The organism is Neisseria sp. P0008.S010, from assembly GCF_051962715.1.
GTDB classification, from domain to species: Bacteria; Pseudomonadota; Gammaproteobacteria; order Burkholderiales; family Neisseriaceae; genus Neisseria; species Neisseria elongata.
Genome location: NZ_JBQCVA010000011.1, coordinates 32,765 through 56,279 on the forward strand (window position 1 = coordinate 32,765; position 23,515 = coordinate 56,279).

A 23,515-nucleotide genomic window follows, 5' to 3' on the forward strand; every position below is an offset into this window, starting at 1 on the left:
ACACATGGAAAAAATACGTCTGCAAGTGTATCGCTACAATCCCGATGTGGATGCCAAGCCATACATGAAAGATTACGAGTTGGAAATAGAACCAACGGATGTTAAGTTACTTGATGCGATTATCAAATTAAAAGCGCAAGACGACAGTTTGTCGTTCCGCCGTTCATGTAGGGAAGGTATCTGTGGTTCAGACGGCATGAACATCAATGGGAAAAACGGTTTGGCGTGTCTCGTCGATATCCGAAGCTTGGCACAGCCCATTGTGTTGCGCCCGTTGCCCGGTCTTCCGGTTATACGTGACTTGATTGTTGATATGACTCAGTTCTTCAAGCAATATCATTCAATCAAGCCTTATGTGGTAAACGACACTCCGGTTGATCCTCGTAAAGAACGTTTGCAAAGTCAGGAAGAGCGTAAAGAATTGGATGGCTTGTACGAATGTATTTTGTGCGCCTGCTGTTCGACTTCTTGTCCGTCGTTCTGGTGGAATCCCGACAAGTTCGTCGGTCCTTCCGGTTTGCTGAATGCTTACCGTTTTATTGCCGATAGCCGCGACACGATTACCAATGAACGGTTGGATAATTTAAATGATCCATACCGTCTGTTCCGTTGTCATACCATCATGAATTGTGTTGATGCATGTCCGAAACATTTGAATCCTACCCGTGCAATCGGAAAAATCAAAGAAATCATGTTGAAACGAGCAGTCTAGATATGGTAACTTTTGATGATGCAGCGAAACGGCGCATCCGTTTCCTGACACGCCGTGGACTGCTTGAGCTCGATATCGTGCTCAAGCGGTTTATGGAAAAAGAATTCCAGCATCTTAGCAATGCTGAACTGTCGGTATTCGTTGAAATTTTGGATTTGCCGGATCAGGAGTTTTTGGCTCTGGTCAATCAGAAAGAAACAACAGACAATCCTCAGTTTGCATTGCTGCTGGATAAAATCAGGCGAAGCTGAGCTATAGGTAAGGCCGTCTGAAAATGCCACTTTTAGAAGAATAAAGGAGTAAGAGATGTCTCAGTCAATTAAAGTAGAAATCGCAGGTAAAGAACCTCTTGAACTGCCGGTATTGAAAGGTACTTTGGGCAACGAAGTGGTCGATATTCGCACCTTCACCAAAGGCAGCGGAATGTTTACTTTCGATCCGGGTTTTGTTTCGACAGCCAGTTGTGAATCAAAGATAACCTTTATCGACGGCGATAAAGGCTATCTCTATTATCGTGGGTATCCGATTGAGCAGCTTGCCGAACAAGGTGATTATTTGGAGACCTGTTACCTTTTGATTTATGGCGAACTGCCTAATGCTGAGCAAAAGGAAAAGTTTGTTAATACAGTCATGCACCACACTATGGTACATGAACAGTTGACATGGTTCTTCCGCGGCTTCCGCCGCGATGCGCATCCGATGGCAATGATGGTTGGCGTGGTTGGTGCTTTGTCTGCCTTCTATCAAGACAGCTTGGAAATTGCCGATCCCGAACACCGCAAAGTCGCCATTTACCGCCTGATTTCCAAAATCCCGACTATTGCGGCGATGTGTTACCGCTACTCCAACGGCCTGCCGTTCAATTATCCGAAGAACGACCTCTCTTACACGGCAAACTTTATGCACATGATGTTTGCAACACCATGTGAAGAATACAAGCCAAATCCGGTATTGGTTCGCGCATTGGACAGAATCTTTATCTTGCACGCCGACCATGAGCAAAACGCTTCTACTTCTACTGTCCGTTTGGCAGGTTCTTCTGGAGCGAATCCTTTTGCCTGTATTGCAGCCGGTATCGCCAGCCTGTGGGGTCCTTCTCACGGTGGTGCGAACGAAGCTGTGTTAAATATGTTGGACGAAATCGGAGATGTATCCAAAGTTGCCGAATTCATGGAGGGGGTGAAAGCCAAGAAATACCGCCTGATGGGTTTCGGACACCGTGTGTACAAAAACATGGATCCGCGTGCCGCCATCATGAAGAAAACATGCGACGAAGTATTGCGCGAATTGGGTTTGGAAAACGATCCGAAATTCAAGCTGGCGATGGAATTGGAAAAAATCGCATTGAACGATCCATATTTCATTGAGAAAAAACTGTATCCGAATGTTGACTTCTATTCAGGCATCGTATTGTCCGCATTGGGTATCCCGGTTTCCATGTTTACCGTTATCTTCGCTTTGGCGCGCACAGTAGGTTGGATTTCCCACTGGCATGAGATGATTTCTGATCCGAATCAGAAAATCGGCCGTCCGCGCCAGCTGTATACCGGTGCGCCGCGTCGAGACTATACCCCGGTGGAAAAGCGGTAATCTGATATAAAACAAGGAAAGCGGGAGTCATCCTGCTTTCTTTTTTGCCGTGTGGTAGTCATAGAAAGGTATAACGAGTAAAATATTACCGTTATGCGAGTAATGTGTTTTAACGTGGTAAATTCAGTTTCCCAAATTAAATTTTCTCAAGCAGAAAAGGCCATGCCATGATGGATGAAAAACAAAACTTCTCTTATCTTTTCGGTTCAAACGCTCCATATATTGAGGAGTTGTATGAAGAATTTCTGAACAATCCCGATTCGGTGGAAGAATATTGGAGGCAATATTTTTCCGAACTGGCTGCTCAGCCAGGCTTTGCCGAACGTGATGTGGCTCACCGCCCCATTCAGGAATCTTTTGTCAAATTGGCAAAATCCCGTCCGATTGCAGTGGGTACTGTTGACGAAAATATGCTGAAAAAACAAGTGGGTGTTTTGCGCCTGATTTCCGCTTACCGCATTCAGGGTGTCGGTGCGGCGCAGCTGGACCCCTTGAAACGTAAACCGCCTATCCATATCGAAGGTTTGGATCCTAAATTCCACGGCCTTTCTGATGAGGATATGGCGGTTAAATTCAATGTAGGCCCGGGAGATTTCGGCGGGCAGTACGAGAAGCTGACTTTGTCGGAAATCCTGAGTAAATTGAAGCAGACTTATTGCGGTTCGGTTGGTATTGAATACATGCATATAACCAACCGCACCGAGCGCCGCTGGATTCGTGATTATTTCGAGAGCGTTTCCTCTACGCCGAAATATGATTCCGAACAAAAACTCTATATTTTGAAACAGCTGACAGCTGCGGAGACATTGGAACGTTATCTGCAAAACAAATATGTCGGCCAAAAACGTTTCGGCGTGGAAGGTGGAGAAAGTTCAATTCTGGCATTGAACTATCTGGTACAAAATGCCGGTAAAGACGGCGTGGAAGAGGTGATTGTCGGTATGGCGCACCGAGGCCGTCTGAATGTGTTGGTCAATACCTTGGGTAAAAAACCGAGCGATTTGTTCGCCGAATTTGAAGGCCGTGCTGAAATCAAACTGCCGAGCGGCGACGTGAAATACCATACCGGCTTCAGCTCCGATATTTCCACGCCAACAGGCCCAATACATGTTACCTTGGCATTTAATCCCTCACACTTGGAAATCGTCAATCCCGTGGTTGAAGGTTCAAGCCGTGCCAAACAAACGCGCCGCGGTGAAGATGGTCAGAAGCAGGTCTTGCCGGTGTTGATTCACGGCGATTCGGCCTTCATTGGCTTGGGTGTAAACCAGGCGGTATTCAATATGTCGCTAACCCGTGGCTACACTACGGGCGGAACTGTGCACGTCGTAGTGAACAACCAAATCGGCTTTACCACTTCCGATACGCGCGATACCCGTTCAACCGTTTATTGTACAGACATTGCCAAAATGGTCGATGCGCCGATTTTCCATGTGAATGGCGACGATCCCGAGGCAGTTTGCATGGTCATGCAGGCGGCAATGGACTACCGCAAAACATTCCATAAAGATGTTGTGGTCGATGTGGTGTGCTACCGCAAAAACGGGCACAACGAGAGCGATGACCCGACATTGACCCAGCCGATGATGTACAAAGCCGTGGCCAAACATCCGGGCACACGCGCACTGTATGCGGAAAAATTGGTTCAAGAAGGTGTTGTCAGCCAAGAACAAACCGATTCGTATGTCCAAGCTTACCGCGATGCCTTGGATCGCGGTGAACACGTCGAGCAGACACGTCTGTCGGATTACACCAGCAAACACAGCGTTGATTGGACAAAATATCAGGGCAAAGACTGGCGTGAAGCTGTGCAAAGCGGCTTATCTGCCGAAGACATCAAACGCTTGGCCGATAAATTTACCTATGTTCCCGAAGGGTTCGGCTTGCACAACACCTCCAAACGGCTGGTGGAGAACCGCAAAGCAATGGCGGCCGGCGAACAGAATATCGACTGGGGCATGGCGGAGACCATCGCTTATGCCAGCATGGTAACAAAAGGCACCGGCGTACGTATTTCCGGCGAAGATTCCGGTCGTGGTACTTTCTCACATCGTCAGGCTGTACTGCATGACCAAAACCGCGAAAAATGGGATGCCGGCATTTATATCCCGCTGCAGCACATCAGCGACAGCCAGGCACCGTTTACCGTTATCGACTCCATTCTGAATGAAGAGGCCGTGCTGGCTTATGAATACGGCCATGCCTGCTCTGCTCCGGATATGCTGACCATTTGGGAAGCGCAATTCGGCGATTTTGCCAACGGCGCGCAAGTGGCGATTGACCAATTCATCTCTTCCGGTGAAACCAAATGGGGTCGTTTGTGCGGTCTGACAGTCATCCTGCCGCACGGCTATGACGGGCAGGGTCCGGAACACTCGTCCGGACGTTTGGAGCGTTGGCTGCAACTGTGTGCCGAACACAATATGCAGGTCATCATGCCGTCTGAAGCCTCGCAGATGTTCCATATCCTGCGCCGTCAGGTTCTACGGACAATGCGCCGCCCGCTGATCATCTTCATGTCCAAACGCCTGTTGCGCTTTAAAGATGCAACCAGCCCGCTGGAAAACTTCCTGGAAGGCACGACCTTCCGCCCCGTTATCGGCGATACCGTGCAACGTGCCGACAACGGCAAAGTAAAACGCGTTATCCTTTGCGCAGGTCAGGTTTATTACGATTTGACTGCTGGACGTGCCGAACGCGGTCTGGAAGAAGAAGTGGCCATTGTGCGTGCCGAACAGCTTTATCCTTTCCCATATGCCGAAGCGGAAGCAGAATTGGCCAAATATCCGAATGCGACCGAAATCATGTGGGCTCAGGAAGAGCCGAAAAACCAAGGCGCGTGGTATCAGACACGCCACCGCTTGGAAGCTTTGGCGAAAGAAGGCCAGAAACTCATTTATGCAGGCCGTCCCGCCAGCGCATCTCCTGCCGTAGGCTACGGCAGCAAACATGCCGCACAGCTGAAACAGCTGGTGGAAGATGCCTTCACATTCAAGTAACTGCCGTACAGGCGCGGCTCGGATGATTTCCGGGCTGCATACAACCACACCTAGGAGTAAAAAATGATAGTAGAAGTAAATGTTCCCGTATTCGCCGAAAGTATTACAGAAGGCACCCTGCTTGCCTGGCATAAAAAAATCGGCGAAGCCGTTGCCCGCGACGAAATTTTAGTCGATATCGAAACAGACAAAGTCGTATTGGAAGTACCCGCCCCGCAAGCCGGCGTATTGGTTGAAATCATCGTGAACGAAGGAGATACCGTTACCTCGCAACAGGTTTTGGCCAAAATCGATACCGAAGCTGCAGCCGTTTCTGCAGCTCCCGCCCAAGCCGCGCCTGCCGCCGAAGCAGCCGCACCTGCAGCCGCCTCCAATGCACAGGCCGGTGTCGCCATGCCTGCCGCTGCCAAACTGGCTGCTGAAAAAGGCGTGGATGTCGGCAGCATCCAAGGCTCGGGCCGTGACGGCCGCGTATTGAAAGAAGACGTGCAAAACGCTTCTGCCGCTCCGAAAGCCGCCGCTCCGATTCCTGTGGGCGCACGTCCTGAAGAACGCGTGCCGATGAGCCGTCTGCGTGCACGCGTGGCCGAACGCCTGTTGGCTTCTCAACAGGAAAACGCTATCCTGACCACCTTCAACGAAGTCAACATGAAACCGATCATGGACTTGCGTGCGAAATACAAAGAAAAATTCGAGAAAGAACACGGTGTCAAACTGGGCTTCATGTCTTTCTTCGTCAAAGCAGCCGTAGCCGCGCTGAAAAAATATCCGGTGGTCAATGCCTCTGTTGACGGCAAAGACATCGTGTATCACGGTTACTTCGACATCGGTATCGCCATCGGCAGCCCGCGCGGCCTGGTTGTGCCGATTTTGCGCGATGCCGACCAAATGAGCATTGCCGACATCGAACAAGCCATCGTCGATTACGCGAAAAAAGCCAAAGACGGCAAAATTGCCATCGAAGACCTGACCGGCGGCACCTTCAGCATCACCAACGGCGGCACTTTCGGCTCCATGATGTCTACCCCGATCATCAACCCGCCGCAATCTGCCATTTTGGGTATGCATGCGACCAAAGAGCGCGCTGTGGTAGAAAACGGCCAAGTCGTTGTCCGCCCGATGATGTATTTGGCACTCTCTTACGACCACCGCATCATCGACGGCCGCGAAGCCGTGCTGACTTTGGTAACCATCAAAGACCTGTTGGAAGACCCTGCACGCCTGTTGCTCGATTTGTAAGCGTTTTTCAGACGGCCTGTTGTTACAGACAGGCCGTCTGAAATTTACCGCCCAAGCCATGCAGGGCATATAAGGCATATATCGCCTTTCAGACGGCCTCAACCTGAAAGAGGCCGTCTGAAAACCATGTTTCAACGCAAATAACAATATTTTTAAAGGATATAGAACAATGTCTCAATACGATGTCGCCGTAATCGGCGCAGGCCCGGGTGGATATGTTGCCGCCATCCGCGCCGCCCAACTGGGTTTTAAAACCGCCTGTGTCGATGCAGGCGTCAACAAAGCAGGCGATGCGCCCGCGCTGGGCGGTACCTGCCTGAACGTCGGCTGCATTCCTTCCAAAGCCCTGTTGCAATCCAGCGAACATTTCCATGCCGCGCAGCATGATTTTGCCGAACACGGCATCAGCGTCGGCGACATCAAATTCGACGCAGCGAAAATGATTGCGCGCAAAGACGCCATCGTTACCAAACTCACCGGCGGCATTGCCTTCTTATTTCAAAAAAACAAAGTGGCCAGCCTGCACGGCAAAGGTTCGTTCAAAGGCAAAAACGGCGATGCCTACCAAATCGAAGTCGATAACAAAGGCGAAAAAACCGTTATCGAAGCCAAACACGTCATCGTAGCGACCGGTTCCGTGCCGCGTCCGCTGCCGCAGATTGCCATCGACAATGTAAACGTATTGGACAACGAAGGCGCATTGAACCTGACCGAAGTGCCCGCCAAACTGGGTATCATCGGTTCGGGCGTGATCGGTTTGGAAATGGGTTCCGTATGGAACCGCGTCGGTTCGCAAGTAACCATCCTCGAAGCCATGCCGACCTTCCTTGCCGCCGCCGACCAGCAAATCGCCAAAGAAGCCTTCAAATACTTCACCAAAGAGCAGGGTTTGAACATCGAACTGGGCGTGAAAATCGGCGACATCAAGTCTGAAGGCAAAGGCGTGTCCGTTGCCTACCAAACCGCTGCAGGCGAAGCCAAAACCGAAGTATTCGACAAACTCATCGTTTCCATCGGTCGTATCCCGAACACCGAAGGCCTGAATGCCGAAGCCGTCGGCTTGGAAAAAGACGAGCGCGGCTTTGTCAAAGTGGACGGCGAATGCCGCACCAACCTGCCTAATGTCTGGGCAATCGGCGACGTGGTTCGCGGCCCGATGCTGGCGCACAAAGCCAGCGACGAAGGCGTGGCGGTTGCTGAGCGCATCGCCGGTCAGAAACCGCATATCGACTTCAACAACGTACCGTTCGTGATTTACACCGATCCCGAAATCGCCTGGGTCGGCAAAACCGAAGAACAGCTCAAAGCCGAAGGCGTGGAATACAAAAAAGGTACTTCCGGCTTCGGCGCAAACGGCCGCGCCCTGGGATTGGGCAAAGCCAAAGGCACGGTTAAAGTGCTGGCCGATGCCAAAACCGACCGCATCTTGGGTGTGCACATGGTCGGCCCGATGGTGAGCGAACTGATTGCCGAAGGCGTAACTTCCCTCGAATTCTCCGCCAGCAGCGAAGACATCGCCCGCATCATCCATGCCCATCCGACCTTGTCCGAAGTGGTGCATGAAGCCGCATTGGCTGCCGACAAACGTGCATTGCACGGTTAAGGCCGTCTGAAAGCAGCAGGCCGTCTGAAAGGCTTTCAGACGGCCTGTTTGCCTTTTGCCACAGTTAATGGCGTGTAAAACGCCGTATGCTTGCCAATAAGGTCTCCCAAACCTATAATCCGCTGCTTTCATCCACCCACTGCAAAGAAAGGAGCACATCATGACCCAAACCATCACCTGCTCAATCAAACTTTGCAGCCCGGTCGTTTAGGCATACACCTTTTCTATTGCGGCAAATCAGCCGCATCCCTTCCGCCCGCATCGGGCTGCTTTCCATCATTCCGCGCAACAGCGGCCGTCTGAAAAAACAGGCGACGTTTTGTGCGCCCGCAAGAAAGTAGCACAACATGGGCAATCCCATTTCAAACAACAACATTACCATCATCGCCGATTCCGACACATGGATAGAGGGGCGAGCCGTCCAACAACTCGAAACCACCGCCAAACTGCCGCAGATGCTGCGTGTGGCCGGAATGCCCGACCTGCATCCCGGACGCGGCTATCCCGTGGGGGCGGCATTTTTCAGCGTCGGCCGTTTTTATCCCGCGCTCATCGGCAACGACATCGGCTGCGGCATGGCCCTGTGGCAGACCGACCTTCCTGCCGCCAAAGCCAAACCCGCCAAACTGGCCAGGCAGCTCGGCAGCATAGATACACCGCTGGACGCAGACTGGCAGGCACGGATAAACGAAATCCTGCCGAACCATCCTTTTCAGACGGCCTTAGGCACCATCGGCGGCGGCAACCACTTTGCCGAACTGCAAACAGTTGATGCCGTCTACCACACCGGCCTGCTGCCCGCAGGTTTCCAAACCGACCGCCTGCAACTGCTGGTACACAGCGGTTCGCGCGGCCTGGGGCAGGAAATACTGCGCCGCCATGTCGAACGGTTCGGCCATAACGGCTTGGCCGAAAGCAGCACCGATGCGGCAGATTATCTGGCGGAACACCAATCCGCCCTCGACTTTGCCCGCGCCAACCGCATACTAATTGCCGAAAGAATGCTGGCGCAGTGGCACGGCGGCGGAGAGTGTCTGCTCGATATACACCACAACTTCCTGCAACAGGCCGAAATCGGCGGCCAAACCGGCTGGCTGCACCGCAAAGGCGCAACCCCTTCCGACTGCGGCATGGTCGTGATACCCGGTTCGCGCGGCGATTACAGCTACCTGGTCAAACCCGCCGCCGACTGCACCCATTCCCTCAACTCATTGGCACACGGCGCAGGGCGGAAATGGCAGCGCGGCGAATGCAAAGGCCGCCTGTCGCACAAATATTCTGCCGACAGCCTGCGCCGTACCGCCTTCGGCAGCGTCGTGGTGTGCGAAGACAAAGCTTTGATTTTTGAAGAAGCCCCGCAGGCATATAAAAGCATAGACGGCGTGATTGCCGCCATGGCGAATGCCGGCCTCATCGAACCCGTGGCTCGGCTGAAACCCGTCTTGACTTATAAAACCGGCGGCAACTGCGGAGATGCGGCATGAAAATCATCAGCAAATTTAAAGATTTTTACGACCACAAAGTAGCCAAATACGGCATCGATCCCGTATTGGTGTTCGACCGCCGCCATCCGTCCGATGCCGAAATCCTGCACAGCCTGCCCAAACCGCCGGCCGAGTGGGAAGAAGAATACGGCGCGTGCGCGGCCGTATCAGTGCTGTATGTGGGCAGATTGCGCGTGTACCTGTTCAACACGGGCGCGCGTGTTTATACCTCGTTTGACGTGGCCGAAGTTTTCCGCCGCACGCAGCCGCATTTCAGCCGTGATGTTTGCCCGAAAATCCGTTTCAATGACGGCAGCGAATATTATCTGCCGAAATATGCAGACTACTTCTTGAGCGCGGACGAGAAATTCCAGGCCGAAACCATGTTCCAGCGGCAGGTCGGTGAAAATATGCCGTCCCTACACGCCGTACCGCTGCTGCTGGTGTGTGACACTGAATTGTGCATCCGGCGGGAAGGGATATTTGCGTATTACGCCAACCCGCAACTTTCCGCACTCGGTATCTACATCGATCCCGATATCGTGTGGCAGAACATTTGTGAATACCTGTCGCAACTCAAAAGCGAGGCCGAAACCAGCCCGAGCGTGCCCGATAAGGCCAAAATCGGCAACAAGGGATTCGACGAAAAATATTCCTTCCGCCCGAAGATGAAAAGGAAATAAAACATGATTTATCTGCAAATTTCCACCGCCCAAGGGCCTGCCGAATGCCGCATCTTCGCCCGCTTCGTCCTGAAAAAACTGCTGGCCGAAGCCGAAGCGCGGAATGTGAAGGCAGAGATTGCCGGCGAAACGGCCGACAAACACGGCATCCTGTCGGCCGTCCTGATGCTGGAGGGAGCGGCTGCCGACACGTTGGCGCAAAGCTGGCAGGGCACGCTGCAATGGGTGTGCGCCAGCCCCGTCCGTCCGAAACATCCGCGTAAAAACTGGTATATCGGCATATTCCGCCTACCGGAAAAACCCGAAATGCCGTCTGAAAGCGAAATTGAGTTTCAAACCTGCCGCTCGGGTGGCAAAGGCGGGCAGCACGTCAATAAAACCGAGTCGGCCGTCCGTGCCACACACAAAGCCAGCGGTATTTCCGTGCGGGTGGAAAGCGAACGCAGCCAGCATGCCAACAAAAAACGCGCGTTGGAACTCCTGGCACACAAACTGGCCGAACATCAAACCGCACAAAATGCCGATTATGCCAAACAGCAGCACAGCGGTTTGTATCAGGTAGAGCGCGGTAATCCGAAACGGGTATTCGAAGGGCCGGGCTTCCGCGAACGGCACGCCTGATTATGCCGCCGGCACGTTAAAGGCCGTCTGAAAACTGATTTAAGGTTTTCAGACGGCCTAATTTATCTTATCTTGCGGCTAGAATTTTCCTTTGATGCCGAAGGTAACCGTCCTACCCGGGCCGGGGACCGGGGTGCTGGACATCGGGTCTAGATAATAGCGGTTGGCAAGGTTGGTAACGCCGAAGTTCAAGTCTATATGTTTCCCTATGCGGTAGCGGGCATAGGCATCCAAAAGGGTGGCGGCATGCCAGCTATAAGGCTTGCCGCTGCTGTCGTACACGTCGCCCACGCCCAAAGCCAACATGCGGGTGTAGTTTTTCCGATCCGCCTTGCTGTGATGGATGGCACGCATGCCCAATTCCAGTTTTTCATCAAACAGCCGTGTACCCAAATCCAGTGTGAGCGAATATTTGGGCTGCAAGGACTGGAAGAAGCGGCTGAGGCCGAAGCCGCCTTCCAGGCATTCGGGCACGCGTTGGTAGTAATAGTCGAATTTGAAGGCAGTACCCTTGTCGCACACCATATGTTTCAAGCGGTAAGTGCCGCCGAAGGAGGCGAAGAAGCGGCCGTTGTCCAGACGGCTTTGCAGTTCTATCCCCTTGCTAATGGCCCTGTCGTATTGAATCATCCTTCCGTCCGAACTGGCGGTATCGATTTGGTTTTTGATTTTGTTGCTGTAATAAGTGAGGCGGAGATCGCCCTGGCGCAGCTTGGCGAAATGCGGGGCGAAATTGAAGTTGTAGCCGACTTCCCAGTTGGTGCTGCGTTCCGGTTTGAGTGCATGTTCTGCTATATTGAAGTTATCGAAGAATCCGCCGCCGCCGGTAGCCGCACTCAACTCGTAGAGGCTGGGGAAACGGTTCATACGGGCATAGCGGGCGAAGATGCGGTGGTTGTCGGTAAGGTCGTAGCTGACCGACAACATGGGTGACCAGGAATGCGCGCGCTGTTCCTGCGGTATGCGCCAGCGTTCCGCGTCGCCGATTTGATGCCTAACCCAAGCAGTTTCATTATATGTTCCGGTATTCCCCGTCAATACCTGATCATTATCATGTTCCGGCCTGCGGTATCTTAGGTTATCTAAATTCGAATAGCTGCGCTCCAATGTACCGCCTTTAATATGATCCCCGGGGATATAGCGGTCGTAGCTTCCGCCTTTGCCCTGCGGGTTGTTTACCTTTTCACGGTACATTTCCGGCGTAACCTGTACTTTGCTTGCGTCGAAATTGCCGGAAACGACGGGAACAATCTGCTTGCGGCGCAGGACGTAGAGTACGTCTCTATCCTTATCGGCTTGGTGGCCATAGGCATAGCTGCCGTCGGCCCTGCCGTAGATGTGGGTTTTCCCGGAGAAGAAATCGCCGAGGGCGTAATCGTAGCCGTTTTTTTCTTTAAAGCGGCGGTTGAGGCGTTGATACTCTTCAACCTGTCCACCAGCTCTATCGGGATCATAAAGCTGCTCCATCCGCCGCTGGCTGGCAATATCTTCTTCGTCCGCCAATTCGTAATACGGCAGCATCAGGCCGGTAACATAACTTTCCAAGCCCAATCCGTACTGATACCAAGGGTTGCGTGCGGCACGCTGCCGCGCCAGTTCGATATTGCGCCCTTTGAAGTTTTGATAGCGCACGCCCGCCTGTATGTTCAGGCGGGAAGTCGGTTTCCAGTCGAACACCAGGTTCGCGCCCCATTCGCGCTTTTTCGCCGTCTGCGGACCGGCCAAGCCCGCCATGCGGGTCATGATGCCGTAGAGGTTCATGATGTCGTCGCTGTCGGCGGTTTGGGTGCGCTCTTCCAGCGTTTCGCGCTGGTAGTCGGCGGCAAGGGTGAGGCTGAGTTTGTCGGAAAGGCGGAAGCGGTTGCTGAGGTTGAAGCCGTCGCGGACAACCTTGGTGCGCTGCTGGTTGCCGTGGACTATGGTGTAGTCGGGATGTTCTATGCCGTAGCGTTCCTGATTGAGCTGTTGTTTGAGCTGCGCGAGGGTGGCTGGGTCGCCTGTGAGATTGTTGGGAACGTCGGTGTAGATTTGATCATCGCCGGGATTGATTCGGTAGTAGCCGCCTGAATGGCCTATCCAGCGTTCGGCAATTTCGCGGTATTGTTCTTCATGTTCAGCCAGTTTTTGGGCAATCTGGCTTGGGTTGTTGTTCAGCAAGGGCAGGATTTCATCATGGTTACGCGCACTGCCGTATGGGTTTTCGCTCATGGCTTGTTCGCAGGTGCGGTTTGAAAACATCCTGGGGGAAGGCTTGCCGCGTATCCTGCACCAATACCAAATATCGTAGTCGTAATCGGGGACGGTAACACCGAGCGCGGGGCCTCCGCTTTGATAGCGGTCGCTATTGGTCTTTACCCGCCACATATCGGTTTGGAGGTCGATCCATTTATTGTTTTGCGGTTTCCATTCGTAGCCGAGCTTATAGGTTTTACTGTCGATTTTCGTGCCTATGCCCGGTGATTGTTGGACTGGCTCTTTATTTGAAGACAGTTCGCGCCAACTGAGTATCCATCCTGTTACAAACGGATTGATTTCGCCAAAGCCGATTTTGTTGTCCATATATTGCAGGCTGATTTTTTGGTTACCCGGCAGATACCAGTTGTTTTTCAGCAGCAGGGTTTTGGTGTCGGTGTGGCTGTTCACAATCTCTTCGCCCGGGCGGAACAGGATGGCCATATTGGGTATCAGGCTTTCGGCAGGCCTGCAAAGCAGGTCTTTTTCGCCCTGTGTTTTACCTGCATTACGTTCATAACAGGATTCTGCCGCATAGGGTGGATTGTTGATATATTGCTGCCAACCGCGTTTGCCTGCGTAGTAGTTGCCTTTTTTGCGGTGGCTGTATGCGGCGAGGCCGTCTGTAATATCGGTTTTGAAGGCGGCGGACAACATCAACTGCCTGTCGTCTTTGAAGTTGGTGTGGCTTTTGCCGCCCGCATATTTGGTGTCGGCTATGCCGGGATCGAGACGTAGGGAAGTGGGGGAAGGTTTGCCGCTGAGGATGGAGTTGGCATCAGAACTGCCGCCCGTGCCGTCCGCCGTCGCGCCTATGGGCGAGAGGGTGCGGTAGTCGCGGCCTAAGAATTGGCGCAAGTCGTTTTTCTGCGCCACGGTGTTGCCGGAAAACTCGGTTTTGACTTCGATTCCCCAGTTTCTTCCTTCGGGAATGATGTCGGCGGGTTCGATGGTACGGATGGACATCGCGCCGCCGACGCCCGATTTCACGCCGCGCGTCATGGCGGGGCTTTTTTCCACCGCGATGCTGCGGAACAGGGCGGGGTCGAGGTAGTTGCGGTCGCCCACGCCGTAGTTGTTGAGCCAGACATCGACCGTTTGTTCCGTGCCGTCCAGCGTTACGGGGATACGGCCCTTGCCGGTGATGCCGCGTATGTTGGGCGTAATCGCGCCGCCGGCGGTGCGGGTGTTCATGTTGTACACGCCGTTTAGGCCTTTGAGCACGTCGCCGGCGGATTGGACGCGGTAGCGTTCGAGGTATTCTTTGCCGACATAGGCGTTGGAGACGTTTTTGTAATACACGTCGTCCGCGCCTTTTTGGTCGGCGGAGCGTTTGCCTGTAACGGTCAGTGCTTCGATGTTGCTGCTTTCGGTTACTTCGGCGGGCGGGTTTTCGGCGGCATAGGCGGGCAGGGCAATGAGGATGCCTGCGAGGCTGACGGCGAGGATTTTCGGCCGTGAGGGGAGTTTGGATTTGTTTTCGGACATTTCTGCAACCTTTCTGTAATCCTTTGTAATGGGATGTGAAGGTTGCGATGTTAATACAAATGATAGTGCGCATCAATTATTTAGATAATAAATAAAGTACGAATGAGAAGTGAGGGTGGCTGCGGAATATTCTTTGTTTAAAGAATGGATAAAGGCCATCTGAAAATGCGGAGCGCGCTTTCAGACGGCCTTTTGGTTTGGAACGGATTTACAAAACGGCTAAGGCGGCATCGTAATTCGGTTCGTGGGCGATTTCGTCGACCAGTTCGGCGTGCAACACTTTGTCGTTTTCATCCAATACGACTACGGCACGTGCGGTGAGGCCGCGCAGGGGGCTGCTTTCGACGGCTACGCCGTAGTCGCGTGCAAAGTTGCTGCGGAAGGTGGAGAGGGAGACGACGTTGTCCAAACCTTCTGTGTCGCAGAAGCGTGCCTGGGCGAACGGCAGGTCGGCGGAAATGCACAGGACGACGGCGTTTTCCAGAGAAGAAGCGCGTTCGTTAAAGGTGCGGACGGATTGGGCGCAGACGCCGGTATCCACGCTGGGGAAAATATTGAGCACTTTGCGTTTGCCGGCGAAATCGGCAAGCGTTTTGTCGGACAGGTCGCCTGCCGTCAGGCTGAAGGCCGGCGCGGTTTGGCCTGCGGCGGGGAAATGGCCGCCGATTTCTACGGGATTGCCTTGAAGGGTAACTTGAGACATTGTTGTTTCCTTTATGTAAGGGGTTGTAGGGAAGGGGTTGAGGCCGTCTGAAAGAGCGGTTTCAATAAAATTCAAATAGGGTTTCGGCTTGGGGCGTGTCAGCCGGCCTTTTTCAGTTTTTTGTTACGGACGGTTTCAATCATGCCGTCGATGCCTTGTTGATTGACCAGTTCGACAAATTGGTTGCGGTAGACGGTTACGATGCTGACGCCGTCGACGCGGATGTTGTAGAGCTTATATTGCGAACCGGTTTGGTAGAGCTGGTAGGCAACTTCGTATTTTTTGCCCGACGGGGTGAGGATTTCGGAATAAACATCGACTTTGTTGCCGTTGGCGGTAATTTTCGGCAGTACTCTGACATCGGCTTTTTCCGCGCCCATCATGGCGGAACGGGCATACATGCCGATAATCATTTCTTTGAAGGCGGTGATGAAGGACTGCTTCTGCTGCGGGCTGAATTGCCGCCAAGGTTGTCCGACCGCCATGGCCGACAGGCGTTCGTAATCCAGGAAGCGGTTGGCATATTGCTCCACTTGGCGGATTTTCTGTTGTTCGCTTAATGATTGGTTTTTGATGATTTTCAGCACGGTATCGATATTTTGCTGTACCTGCTGCTGGGCGGGATGTTCGAGGGCGGCAAAGGCAGCGGCGGGTGCCAGAATGGCGGTTGCAGTCGCAAAAATAATTTGTTGATACATCTTAATAGGCCTTTGTTTGTCTATATGGTTTGCGGCGTATTTTATCGGTTTGTGTGCCGGAGCGTAAGTGTTTTGGTAACGGGTATGCTTGAAAAAATCAGGCCGTCTGAAAATGCCGGTTTGGGAAAACCGGATATTCAGACGGCCTGAAATATGATTGACTGTGCACGCTGCGGAAGATTATTGCAGCGGCTGCATATTCATCAGTTCCATCAGGAAGTTGGTGAAGGCAGGATTGTTCGGTTTGTTGCGCATATTGGGCCAACGTTGTTGCCAGCCTTTCAGTGCGTTTTGAACGTACTGTTTGGATTGCGCGCTGGTAATCGCACCGCGCTGGCTGTCTACGGCCGACCGCAGATAGACTTCGTACACGCTGTCGTCCACCGGATTGCTGCCAACCAGTTTGAGGCGGAAACGGTTCAGGTGTTGGGCGGCTTGGACTTTGGTGATTTTTTTCTGGCCGACCTGATCGTTCAGGCGAGTGGCTTCATCACGAATTTTGGAAACGTCCGTCCAGTGGCTGCCGGCCAGGCGGTAGGTTGCTTTTCCGTTGCCGGATTCCGTTGCCGTTGCTGCGCCGAAAGATGGGGCAGTGTTGATGGTACAGCCTGCCAAGGCGGCGCAGACAAAAAGGAGTGGGATATATTTTTTCATGGCGCACATTATAGTCGGTCTTGACGCGAACAGCCAAATATTGACAGGAGAAAGCGGTGTTTTGCGGTAATTATGCAACGTTCCGAGAAAATATAGGGAACAACCTTCCGAGATGGTAAAAATGACAGGAGATAGCGGATTGTCGTTTATCAATAAATCAACTTCGCTGCGGCCTTGTCGCGTTTGGTATTCAAAGAAGATGATTTTTTGAATGTGTTTTGAAAAACGGGGAAATTGGTTTTGTGCTGCCTGTGGTTGTCTGGTTTGTGCTTGCCGCCCGAGTATTGGAGATGTGTTAATCCGCTGGCGGCCTGCACAAAACAAACGGCCGCAATCAGCGGCCGTTTGTGTGCTTGGACGGATTAAACCAAATCGGCAAAAAGCGGGGTGGAGAGGTAACGCTCGCCGTAAGAAGGAATCAGTACGACAATCAGTTTGCCTCGGTTTTCTTCTTTTGCCGCCAGTTGCAGTGCGCTCCAAATGGCCGCGCCGGAAGAAATGCCGACCAGAATCCCTTCTTTTTCCGCTGCCGCGCGTGCGGTGGCAAAAGCATCTTCGCCGGTAACGCGGATGACTTCGTCGTAGATTTTGGTATTTAGGATGCTGGGAAGGAAACCTGCGCCTAAGCCTTGAATCGGGTGTGGGCCTTTTTCGCCGCCGCTCAATACGGGTGAGGCATCGGGTTCGACCGCCACGATTTTGACATCGGGTTTGCGTGCCTTCAAGACTTCGCCCACGCCGGTTACCGTGCCGCCGGTGCCTACGCCGGCAACGAAAATGTCCACCTGGCCGTCGGTGTCGCGCCATACTTCTTCGGCGGTGGTTTGGCGGTGGATTTCGACGTTGGCCTGGTTGTCGAATTGGCGCGGCATGAAATAGGTTTCGGGATGTTCGTCCACAAGTGCTTTGGCACGCGCAATCGCACCACCCATGCCTTCCGCTGCAGGTGTCAGGATCAGTTCCGCACCGAAGGCGCGCAACAGCATACGGCGTTCTTTACTCATGCTTTCGGGCATGGTGATGGCTAATTTGTAGCCGCGTGCGGCGCAGACCATGGCCAAGCCGATGCCGGTGTTGCCGCTGGTTGCTTCGACGATGATGGTGTCTTTGTTGATTTTGCCTTCTTTTTCCGCCGCCTCAATCATGGCTTCGGCAATGCGGTCTTTAACGCTGCTGCCCGGATTGAAAAATTCCAGCTTGGCGACTACCCGGCCTGGCAGGCCTTCGGTCAGGCGGTTGAGTTCTACGAGCGGGGTGTTGCCGATTAAATCGGTGATGTTTTTAGCGATATTCATGGATTTTCCTTTCCTCAAAGGAGGGCTGATATAAATGACCTGCGTATCTTAAGAGAAGGCCGTCTGAAAGCAAAATAATTTCTTGCCGCCGATATGAAAACTAAAAGTTATAAGAGCGGTTTGAACAGTCCGGAAAAGGCATAAACCGTTTGGGCGAACATAACGATCAGCAGGGCGGACTGTATTTGTCTGATACTGAATACGTTGGCCGGTTGGCGGCTGATTTTCCGGTGCAGCAGGAATACCGCCATCAGCAGCATCTGCATGGCCAGCCAATATACGGGCTGGAGCAGATACAGGTCCAGCAATGAAGGCAGGATACGCGGTGTCAGCCCTTCGGGATAACTGAGGAAGGCCAGCAGGAGAATCAGCCAGTGGGCCAAGGTCATGGCGGTGCCTGCTTGAGCAAGCAATGCGGGCAGGGGAGGGCAGGCGGTTTGATAGTGAGACCGGTCGGGAAGGCTTTTACTGCGTAGGAAGAGGAACAGCATGCCCGCAGGCGCGATATACAGTTGCGGCATATAGAGGATGCTGAGGCTGAAGGGCGACAGTACGCCGGGAGCCAGCCACAGGGCCAAACCGCCCGCCGCCAACCAAAGGGAAAGGGCCGACAATGCCCACAATAAACTGCGGCTTTGCATGAGGGCAATGACGAACAGGCTGAAATAGGCGGCAATGCACCAAAGGTTCGGATCGGTCATGTTGGACTCAGTAAACCAGTTCGCCTTCGAAAACCGTTTCGGCAGGGCCTGTCATGAAAACATCGCCGCCGGGCTGCCAGGTAATCAGCAAGTCGCCGCCGGGCAGGCTGACGCGGATATCCTCGCCTTCATCCAGCCATCCGGCGCGCACGCCGTAAACCGCCGCCGCGCAGGCTCCGGTTCCGCAGGCACGGGTTTCACACGCGCCGCGTTCGAAAACGCGCAGTTTGATGTGGCGGCGGTTGAGGATTTGCATGAAGCCGACATTGACCTTTTCAGGGAATTGTTGGTGCGGTTCGATTTGCGCGCCCAGTTCGGCAACGGCGGCCGATTCTGTGTTTTCGACTGTCAGAACGGCGTGCGGGTTACCCATATTGACGCAGCCGACCGTTACGTTCCCGCCGTCGAGACGGACATCATATTGCAACGCTTCCCCGCTTGCGTTTTCAAGCGGCAGGAAGGGGATTTCAGACGGCCTGAAACGTGGTTTGCCCATGTTTACCGTTACGAGGCCGCGTTCCGCCAGCTTGGGGACGATGATGCCGCGTGCGGTTTCAACCCTGATTTCCTGTTTTCCGCTCAGTCCTTTATCGGCCACGAAACGGGCGAAACAGCGTGCGCCGTTGCCGCATTGTTCGACTTCGCCGCCGTCGGCGTTGAAAATCCGATAACGGAAGTCGGCTTGCCCGGACGTAGGCGGTTCCACCAGCAGGAGTTGGTCGAAGCCTATGCCGGTATGGCGGTCAGCCCAGGCGGCAATCGGTGCCGAAGCGGGGTCGAACGGGCTGCTGATGCCGTCGATAACGATAAAGTCGTTACCCAGGCCGTGCATTTTGGTGAATTTCAGAGTGGGCATGAGGTGATGTGTCGGCGGTTTTTGGAAAGGGCGCAAGTTTAGCATAAAAGGCCGTCTGAAAATGTTTCAGACGGCCTGATTCGATTCGGCTGTTTGGCAGGCGGCTTATTTGCCTTCGGCTTCAGCTTGTTTCAGCAGTTGGAACAACTGGTCTTTCAGTGCCAGTTTTTTCACTTTCAGCGCATCGATTTCATCTTGAGCGGTTACGCTGGTAACGGGGTCGTTTTCCAAACCGGAGATTTTGTCGTCCAGTTCGTTGTGTTCGTCGAAAATGCGGGCAAAGTGGGCATCTTCTTGTTTCAATTTGGAAATCAAATCGCGGTATTCGGGAAACATAAATCGTCCTCTTGTTAATGATTAAGGTAACCAACCTGTCTTCCAGGTTCGATGCAATTATAACAAATCACGTTGGAAGCGGCACACAAATTTTAACCTTGCTTGACGTACCGCAAAGGCGGTTTGGCAGGTATCTTCCATTGTTTTCAGACGGCCTTCGGCAGGCGGGAGGCGTATTGGAATACGGCTGTCTGGTTTGGCGGAAAGAGGCTGTCTGAAAACGCACCCTGCTTTTTCAGACGGCCTCAAGCCTTTTCAAACAGGCTGATGACGGGGTAAACTCGCAATTGCGTACTTTAACCGAATGCCCGAACAATTTGAGGAATAGATTTATGCGTATCCTGCTTACCGGTTCGAAAGGCCAGCTTGGCCAATCGATTAGGAAACGTTTGCCTGAAGATTGGGAGTTGATTGCCACCGATTCGAAAACGTTGGACATCACCGATCATGAGGCCGTTTTAAAAATGGTCGAAAGTTTCCAGCCCGACGCGGTGGTCAATACTGCCGCTTATATGGCCGTCGGCAAGGCGGCGGAGGATGTCGAACGCGTCTTTGCCGTCAATGCTTCGGGTACGCGTAACCTGGCGCAGGCCGCTTTTGCCGTTGGTGCGAAATTCGTTCATATTTCAACCGATTATGTATTTGGCGGCGGTAGTCGCATCCCTTATTCCGAGATTGACCCGCCCAATCCGAAATGCGTGTATGCCCGCTCGAAACTGGCCGGAGAGTTGTTGGCATTGGCTGCGGAACCGGATACGGTGGTGCTCAGGACATCTTGGGTATACAGCGAATACGGCCGCAATTTCATTCAAAACCTGCTGCATCAGGCGGCGGAACAGGGTGAAATCCGGCTGAGTGCCGACAATGCCGCTTGCCCGACCTATGCCGGGGATTTGGCCGACGTGATTATCCGCCTGCTGCAATTGCCGAAATTTCCGCAAGGCCTGCTGCATTATTGCGGCAATAAGGCATTCAGCGACTATGCGTTTGCCCAAGCAGTGTTGAAGGCCGAAGCGGAACGTAATCCCGCATTCAAAATGCCGCAGTTGGTGCAGGCATCCGCCGCAGAGATGGGTAAGGGTGGCGCGCCGCTGTATTCGGTGCTCAATTGCGAAAAGGCGCGCGCGTTGGGTTTCGTGCAGGGCGACTGGCAGAAAAGCGTGCCGTCGGTATTGGCGGCACTGGCCGAAATTTGAGAAGCCATCAGGCCGTCTGAAAATCGGGAAACGGTTTTCAGACGGCCTTTTTATCTGTTCGGAGGTTTGCGATGACAAAAACGAATTGGCAGCGTTTGCTGAGTACGCAGCGTTTCCGCCTGAAAGACAATGAAATCGTGCCGACCAGTACGCCGTCTACGCAGGAAGGTGCAGACGCGTTGCGTACGGATTTCCACATCGATTACGACCGTGTGGTGTTTTCCGGCGCATTCCGCCGTTTGGGACGGAAAACGCAGGTGCATCCGTTGGCCGAGCATGATTTGACGCATAACCGTCTGACGCACAGTGTCGAAGTGGCCAGTGTCGGCCGCAGTATCGGCAACCGTGTCGGCATGATGATGCAGGCGGGCGGCTTCCTGCCGGAAGGCAATACGCCGAGCGACATCGGTGCAGTCGTTCAAGTGGCCTGTTTGGCGCATGATTTGGGCAACCCGCCGTTTGGTCATACCGGTGAAGATGCCTTGCGCGACTGGTTTCGAAGCCCGAAAAACGCCGTTTTTTTGCAAGGATTGGAAGAGGTTGAACGCAACGATGTGCAAACTTACGAAGGCAATGCCCACAGCCTGCGCATCCTCGCCAGTTTGGAAATGTATCCGAACCGCGGCGGCATGCGCCTCACGGCCGCAACCATCGCCGCTTTGTTGAAATATCCGTGGACGACCCGCCATCCGAACGGACGGAAAAAATTCAATATTTATCAAACCGAACTGCCGTTTATCCGCCGTGTGGCAGAGGAATTGGGTTTGGTGGAATTGGGCAGCGACCATTGGGCGCGCCACCCCCTGTCTTATCTGATGGAAGCGGCCGACGACATCTGTTACGCCTTGTTGGACTTAGAAGATGCGGTGGATTTGGAACTGCTGAGCGATACGGAGGTTGAAAGCGTATTGTCCGGCTTAACATTTGTCGAACCGACTTGGCATGCACAATCCAGCCGCCAACGATGCGCCATGTTACGCGGCATCGCCATCGGCCGTGCTATCGATGATGTGGCGCAAACTTTTATGAAGCATCAATCGGATTTGCTGAACGGCGAATTCAAAGGAAAAGATTTATTGGCCTTATGTAGCCCGGAAGTGCAGGATACATTGGAAAACGCCAAGGAATTGGCTAAAACGCGAATTTTCCGCCATCAAAGTAAATTAATGACGGAAATTGCCTCTTTCCCTTGCTTAGGTTCGATATTGGATTTGCTCGTCCCGGCAGCGCATCAGTTGCTGACAGAAGGGCATAGCGGCGTCCGCCAGTCGTTGGCTTTGGAATTGCTGAAAAATGAACATCCGATTAGCCGCGAAGACAGCCTGTATCATGCTTATATGAAAATCCTTGATTTCGTCGGCGGAATGACCGATAACGCTGCAGCAAAAATGGCAAGAGAGTTGTCCGGGATCGGCATGATTTAAAATAGCTGAGAAAATTCTTATTTTTTATATTGGGATAGATGTTTTTAATCGGGGATGGTGAAAATATCCTAGACAAACGATTGTCTGTTCAATATAATGCTCGTCTTTACTTCGCTTCATGCAGGTAAACGGCAGTGCACCCGTAGCTCAGTTGGATAGAGTATCTGGCTACGAACCAGAGGGTCGGGCGTTCGAATCGCTCCGGGTGCGCCAAAGAAAATTTATTTTATCCGCGCCCATCGTCTAGCGGTTAGGACATCGCCCTTTCACGGCGGTAACGGGGGTTCGATTCCCCCTGGGCGTGCCAGATTTTGAATAAACCCTTACTAAAAAATAGTAAGGGTTTATTTTTTGTCTTTTAAAATTAATAATTTGATTTCAGTATTATTCTGTTAATTTATCTTTACAATTTGTTCTGAGTAGTTCGTTTTCTGTTTGTTTTTGGCTATGGTTGCATTGGATTTGCATCAGCAATTGCATCGGGTAGTTGAATGAATTACTACAAATCCCGCTTATCCTGCACATACTTCCCTCAATTTATTTTGATTTTGGGGTAGAAATAGACAGTCTGAGACCTTTGCAAAAAAGCCCTTCCCCCGACAGCCGAAACCCAAACACAGGTTTTCGGCTGTTTTCGCCTCCCCCAATACCTCCTGATTTTACCCAAATACCCCCTTAATCCTCCTCGGATACCTGATAATAGGGGTTCCGGCCGCCTTTTAGGCGGCAACAGGCACACTTAGTCTGTTAGCCGCTTTCAACAGGTTCAAACACATCGCCTTCAGATGGCTTTGCGCACTCACTTTGAGCAGACCAAAATAGGCTGCCCGGGCATAGCGGAATTTACGGTGCAGCGTACCGAAGCTTTGTTCCACCACATAACGGGTCTTCGACAAATATCGGTTGCGTTTGGTTTGCACTTCTGTCAGCGGACGGTTGCGGTGGGCTTTGCGCATAATGCCGTCCAGCAACTGATGTTCTTTCAGATGTTGCCGGTTTTG

The 23,515-nt window shown here is 52.8% G+C and carries 20 protein-coding genes and 2 tRNA genes; 13 read left to right on the forward strand and 9 right to left on the reverse strand.

What is annotated here, in order from left to right:
• The first annotated feature begins 4 nt into the window (after window positions 1-4).
• The 9 genes from ACTHSL_RS04670 to prfH all read left to right on the forward strand — a co-directional run bounded on the left by ACTHSL_RS04670 (window position 5) and on the right by prfH (window position 10,931).
• Window positions 5-712 (forward strand): succinate dehydrogenase iron-sulfur subunit, encoded by a 708-nt coding sequence (locus tag ACTHSL_RS04670; RefSeq protein WP_003775338.1) that lies wholly within the window; start codon window positions 5-7, stop codon window positions 710-712.
• A 2-nt stretch (window positions 713-714) separates the two neighbouring features.
• Window positions 715-963 (forward strand): FAD assembly factor SdhE, encoded by a 249-nt coding sequence (locus tag ACTHSL_RS04675; protein ID WP_003775340.1) that lies wholly within the window; start codon window positions 715-717, stop codon window positions 961-963.
• Window positions 964-1,018: 55 nt separating this feature from the next.
• Complete coding sequence (gltA, locus tag ACTHSL_RS04680; protein ID WP_107854280.1) at window positions 1,019-2,302, forward strand: citrate synthase; 1,284 nt, start codon at window positions 1,019-1,021, stop codon at window positions 2,300-2,302.
• A gap of 167 nt (window positions 2,303-2,469) precedes the next feature.
• Complete coding sequence (locus tag ACTHSL_RS04685; RefSeq protein ID WP_440380519.1) at window positions 2,470-5,301, forward strand: 2-oxoglutarate dehydrogenase E1 component; 2,832 nt, start codon at window positions 2,470-2,472, stop codon at window positions 5,299-5,301.
• A gap of 63 nt (window positions 5,302-5,364) precedes the next feature.
• The gene (gene odhB, locus ACTHSL_RS04690; RefSeq protein WP_440380520.1) at window positions 5,365-6,540 is read left to right on the forward strand and encodes a 2-oxoglutarate dehydrogenase complex dihydrolipoyllysine-residue succinyltransferase; all 1,176 of its coding nucleotides are present in this window, start codon (window positions 5,365-5,367) and stop codon (window positions 6,538-6,540) included.
• A 169-nt stretch (window positions 6,541-6,709) separates the two neighbouring features.
• Complete coding sequence (gene lpdA / locus ACTHSL_RS04695) at window positions 6,710-8,143, forward strand: dihydrolipoyl dehydrogenase (RefSeq protein ID WP_440380521.1); 1,434 nt, start codon at window positions 6,710-6,712, stop codon at window positions 8,141-8,143.
• A gap of 347 nt (window positions 8,144-8,490) precedes the next feature.
• On the forward strand, window positions 8,491-9,627 hold the full coding sequence (locus ACTHSL_RS04700) for an RNA ligase RtcB family protein (RefSeq protein ID WP_440380522.1): 1,137 nt from the start codon (window positions 8,491-8,493) through the stop codon (window positions 9,625-9,627).
• Entirely contained in the window at window positions 9,624-10,310 is a 687-nt protein-coding gene (locus ACTHSL_RS04705; protein WP_440380523.1) for a hypothetical protein, read from the forward strand. Before ACTHSL_RS04700 ends, ACTHSL_RS04705 begins: the two co-directional genes overlap by 4 nt.
• Window positions 10,311-10,313: 3 nt before the next feature.
• Complete coding sequence (gene prfH / locus ACTHSL_RS04710) at window positions 10,314-10,931, forward strand: peptide chain release factor H (RefSeq protein ID WP_440380524.1); 618 nt, start codon at window positions 10,314-10,316, stop codon at window positions 10,929-10,931.
• Between the two features lie 78 nt (window positions 10,932-11,009).
• Here the strand turns inward: prfH and ACTHSL_RS04715 are convergent, their stop codons facing one another.
• The 8 genes from ACTHSL_RS04715 to ACTHSL_RS04750 all read right to left on the reverse strand — a co-directional run bounded on the left by ACTHSL_RS04715 (window position 11,010) and on the right by ACTHSL_RS04750 (window position 19,894).
• Window positions 11,010-14,651: a TonB-dependent receptor domain-containing protein gene (locus tag ACTHSL_RS04715; RefSeq protein WP_440380525.1), complete on the reverse strand. Its 3,642-nt coding sequence runs from the start codon at window positions 14,649-14,651 to the stop codon at window positions 11,010-11,012.
• Window positions 14,652-14,859: 208 nt separating this feature from the next.
• Window positions 14,860-15,354, reverse strand: coding sequence for a thiol peroxidase (gene tpx, locus ACTHSL_RS04720; RefSeq protein ID WP_440380526.1), 495 nt, complete (start codon window positions 15,352-15,354; stop codon window positions 14,860-14,862).
• A 98-nt stretch (window positions 15,355-15,452) separates the two neighbouring features.
• On the reverse strand, window positions 15,453-16,052 hold the full coding sequence (locus tag ACTHSL_RS04725; RefSeq protein WP_440380527.1) for an MlaC/ttg2D family ABC transporter substrate-binding protein: 600 nt from the start codon (window positions 16,050-16,052) through the stop codon (window positions 15,453-15,455).
• 180 nt (window positions 16,053-16,232) lie between these two features.
• Window positions 16,233-16,715, reverse strand: coding sequence for a prokaryotic membrane lipolipid attachment site family protein (locus tag ACTHSL_RS04730; RefSeq protein ID WP_440380528.1), 483 nt, complete (start codon window positions 16,713-16,715; stop codon window positions 16,233-16,235).
• 353 nt (window positions 16,716-17,068) lie between these two features.
• Window positions 17,069-18,001 carry a cysteine synthase A gene (cysK, locus tag ACTHSL_RS04735; RefSeq protein WP_440380529.1) on the reverse strand — a complete coding sequence of 311 codons (933 nt, stop codon included), beginning with the start codon at window positions 17,999-18,001 and terminating at the stop codon, window positions 17,069-17,071.
• 107 nt (window positions 18,002-18,108) lie between these two features.
• Window positions 18,109-18,702, reverse strand: a complete 594-nt coding sequence (locus ACTHSL_RS04740) for a hypothetical protein (RefSeq protein ID WP_440380530.1) — start codon at window positions 18,700-18,702, stop codon at window positions 18,109-18,111.
• Window positions 18,703-18,709: 7 nt separating this feature from the next.
• Window positions 18,710-19,558 (reverse strand): diaminopimelate epimerase, encoded by an 849-nt coding sequence (gene dapF, locus ACTHSL_RS04745; protein ID WP_440380531.1) that lies wholly within the window; start codon window positions 19,556-19,558, stop codon window positions 18,710-18,712.
• A 105-nt stretch (window positions 19,559-19,663) separates the two neighbouring features.
• Window positions 19,664-19,894: a YdcH family protein gene (locus ACTHSL_RS04750; protein WP_049249488.1), complete on the reverse strand. Its 231-nt coding sequence runs from the start codon at window positions 19,892-19,894 to the stop codon at window positions 19,664-19,666.
• Window positions 19,895-20,226: 332 nt separating this feature from the next.
• On the opposite strand from ACTHSL_RS04750, the gene rfbD reads away from it, so the two are divergent.
• The 4 genes from rfbD (at window position 20,227) to ACTHSL_RS04770 (ending at window position 22,821) form a co-directional block, all read left to right on the forward strand.
• A complete protein-coding gene (rfbD, locus tag ACTHSL_RS04755) occupies window positions 20,227-21,090 on the forward strand; it encodes a dTDP-4-dehydrorhamnose reductase (RefSeq protein WP_049251403.1) in 864 nt (287 codons plus the stop codon).
• Window positions 21,091-21,161: 71 nt separating this feature from the next.
• A complete protein-coding gene (locus tag ACTHSL_RS04760) occupies window positions 21,162-22,514 on the forward strand; it encodes a deoxyguanosinetriphosphate triphosphohydrolase (protein WP_070454256.1) in 1,353 nt (450 codons plus the stop codon).
• Window positions 22,515-22,650: 136 nt separating this feature from the next.
• A tRNA-Arg gene (locus ACTHSL_RS04765) sits at window positions 22,651-22,727 on the forward strand.
• Between the two features lie 19 nt (window positions 22,728-22,746).
• Window positions 22,747-22,821 (forward strand) — tRNA-Glu (locus ACTHSL_RS04770).
• A 412-nt stretch (window positions 22,822-23,233) separates the two neighbouring features.
• Here ACTHSL_RS04770 and ACTHSL_RS04775 read toward each other — a convergent pair.
• On the reverse strand, window positions 23,234-23,515 hold a 282-nt coding region (locus ACTHSL_RS04775), incomplete at its 5' end, for a transposase (RefSeq protein ID WP_440380532.1).

Bases quoted from the DNA above. Each gene is read 5' to 3' on its own strand.
- gltA (WP_107854280.1), top strand. From the start codon at position 1,019: ATGTCTCAGTCAATTAAAGTAGAAATCGCAGGTAAAGAACCTCTTGAA.
- ACTHSL_RS04700 (WP_440380522.1), top strand. From the start codon at position 8,491: ATGGGCAATCCCATTTCAAACAACAACATTACCATCATCGCCGATTCC.
- ACTHSL_RS04750 (WP_049249488.1), bottom strand. From the start codon at position 19,894: ATGTTTCCCGAATACCGCGATTTGATTTCCAAATTGAAACAAGAAGAT.
- cysK (WP_440380529.1), bottom strand. From the start codon at position 18,001: ATGAATATCGCTAAAAACATCACCGATTTAATCGGCAACACCCCGCTC.
- rfbD (WP_049251403.1), top strand. From the start codon at position 20,227: ATGCGTATCCTGCTTACCGGTTCGAAAGGCCAGCTTGGCCAATCGATT.
- odhB (WP_440380520.1), top strand. From the start codon at position 5,365: ATGATAGTAGAAGTAAATGTTCCCGTATTCGCCGAAAGTATTACAGAA.
- dapF (WP_440380531.1), bottom strand. From the start codon at position 19,558: ATGCCCACTCTGAAATTCACCAAAATGCACGGCCTGGGTAACGACTTT.
- tpx (WP_440380526.1), bottom strand. From the start codon at position 15,354: ATGTCTCAAGTTACCCTTCAAGGCAATCCCGTAGAAATCGGCGGCCAT.
- ACTHSL_RS04715 (WP_440380525.1), bottom strand. From the start codon at position 14,651: ATGTCCGAAAACAAATCCAAACTCCCCTCACGGCCGAAAATCCTCGCC.
- prfH (WP_440380524.1), top strand. From the start codon at position 10,314: ATGATTTATCTGCAAATTTCCACCGCCCAAGGGCCTGCCGAATGCCGC.
- lpdA (WP_440380521.1), top strand. From the start codon at position 6,710: ATGTCTCAATACGATGTCGCCGTAATCGGCGCAGGCCCGGGTGGATAT.
- ACTHSL_RS04685 (WP_440380519.1), top strand. From the start codon at position 2,470: ATGATGGATGAAAAACAAAACTTCTCTTATCTTTTCGGTTCAAACGCT.
- ACTHSL_RS04740 (WP_440380530.1), bottom strand. From the start codon at position 18,702: ATGACCGATCCGAACCTTTGGTGCATTGCCGCCTATTTCAGCCTGTTC.
- ACTHSL_RS04760 (WP_070454256.1), top strand. From the start codon at position 21,162: ATGACAAAAACGAATTGGCAGCGTTTGCTGAGTACGCAGCGTTTCCGC.
- ACTHSL_RS04730 (WP_440380528.1), bottom strand. From the start codon at position 16,715: ATGTGCGCCATGAAAAAATATATCCCACTCCTTTTTGTCTGCGCCGCC.
- ACTHSL_RS04725 (WP_440380527.1), bottom strand. From the start codon at position 16,052: ATGTATCAACAAATTATTTTTGCGACTGCAACCGCCATTCTGGCACCC.
- ACTHSL_RS04705 (WP_440380523.1), top strand. From the start codon at position 9,624: ATGAAAATCATCAGCAAATTTAAAGATTTTTACGACCACAAAGTAGCC.
- ACTHSL_RS04675 (WP_003775340.1), top strand. From the start codon at position 715: ATGGTAACTTTTGATGATGCAGCGAAACGGCGCATCCGTTTCCTGACA.
- ACTHSL_RS04670 (WP_003775338.1), top strand. From the start codon at position 5: ATGGAAAAAATACGTCTGCAAGTGTATCGCTACAATCCCGATGTGGAT.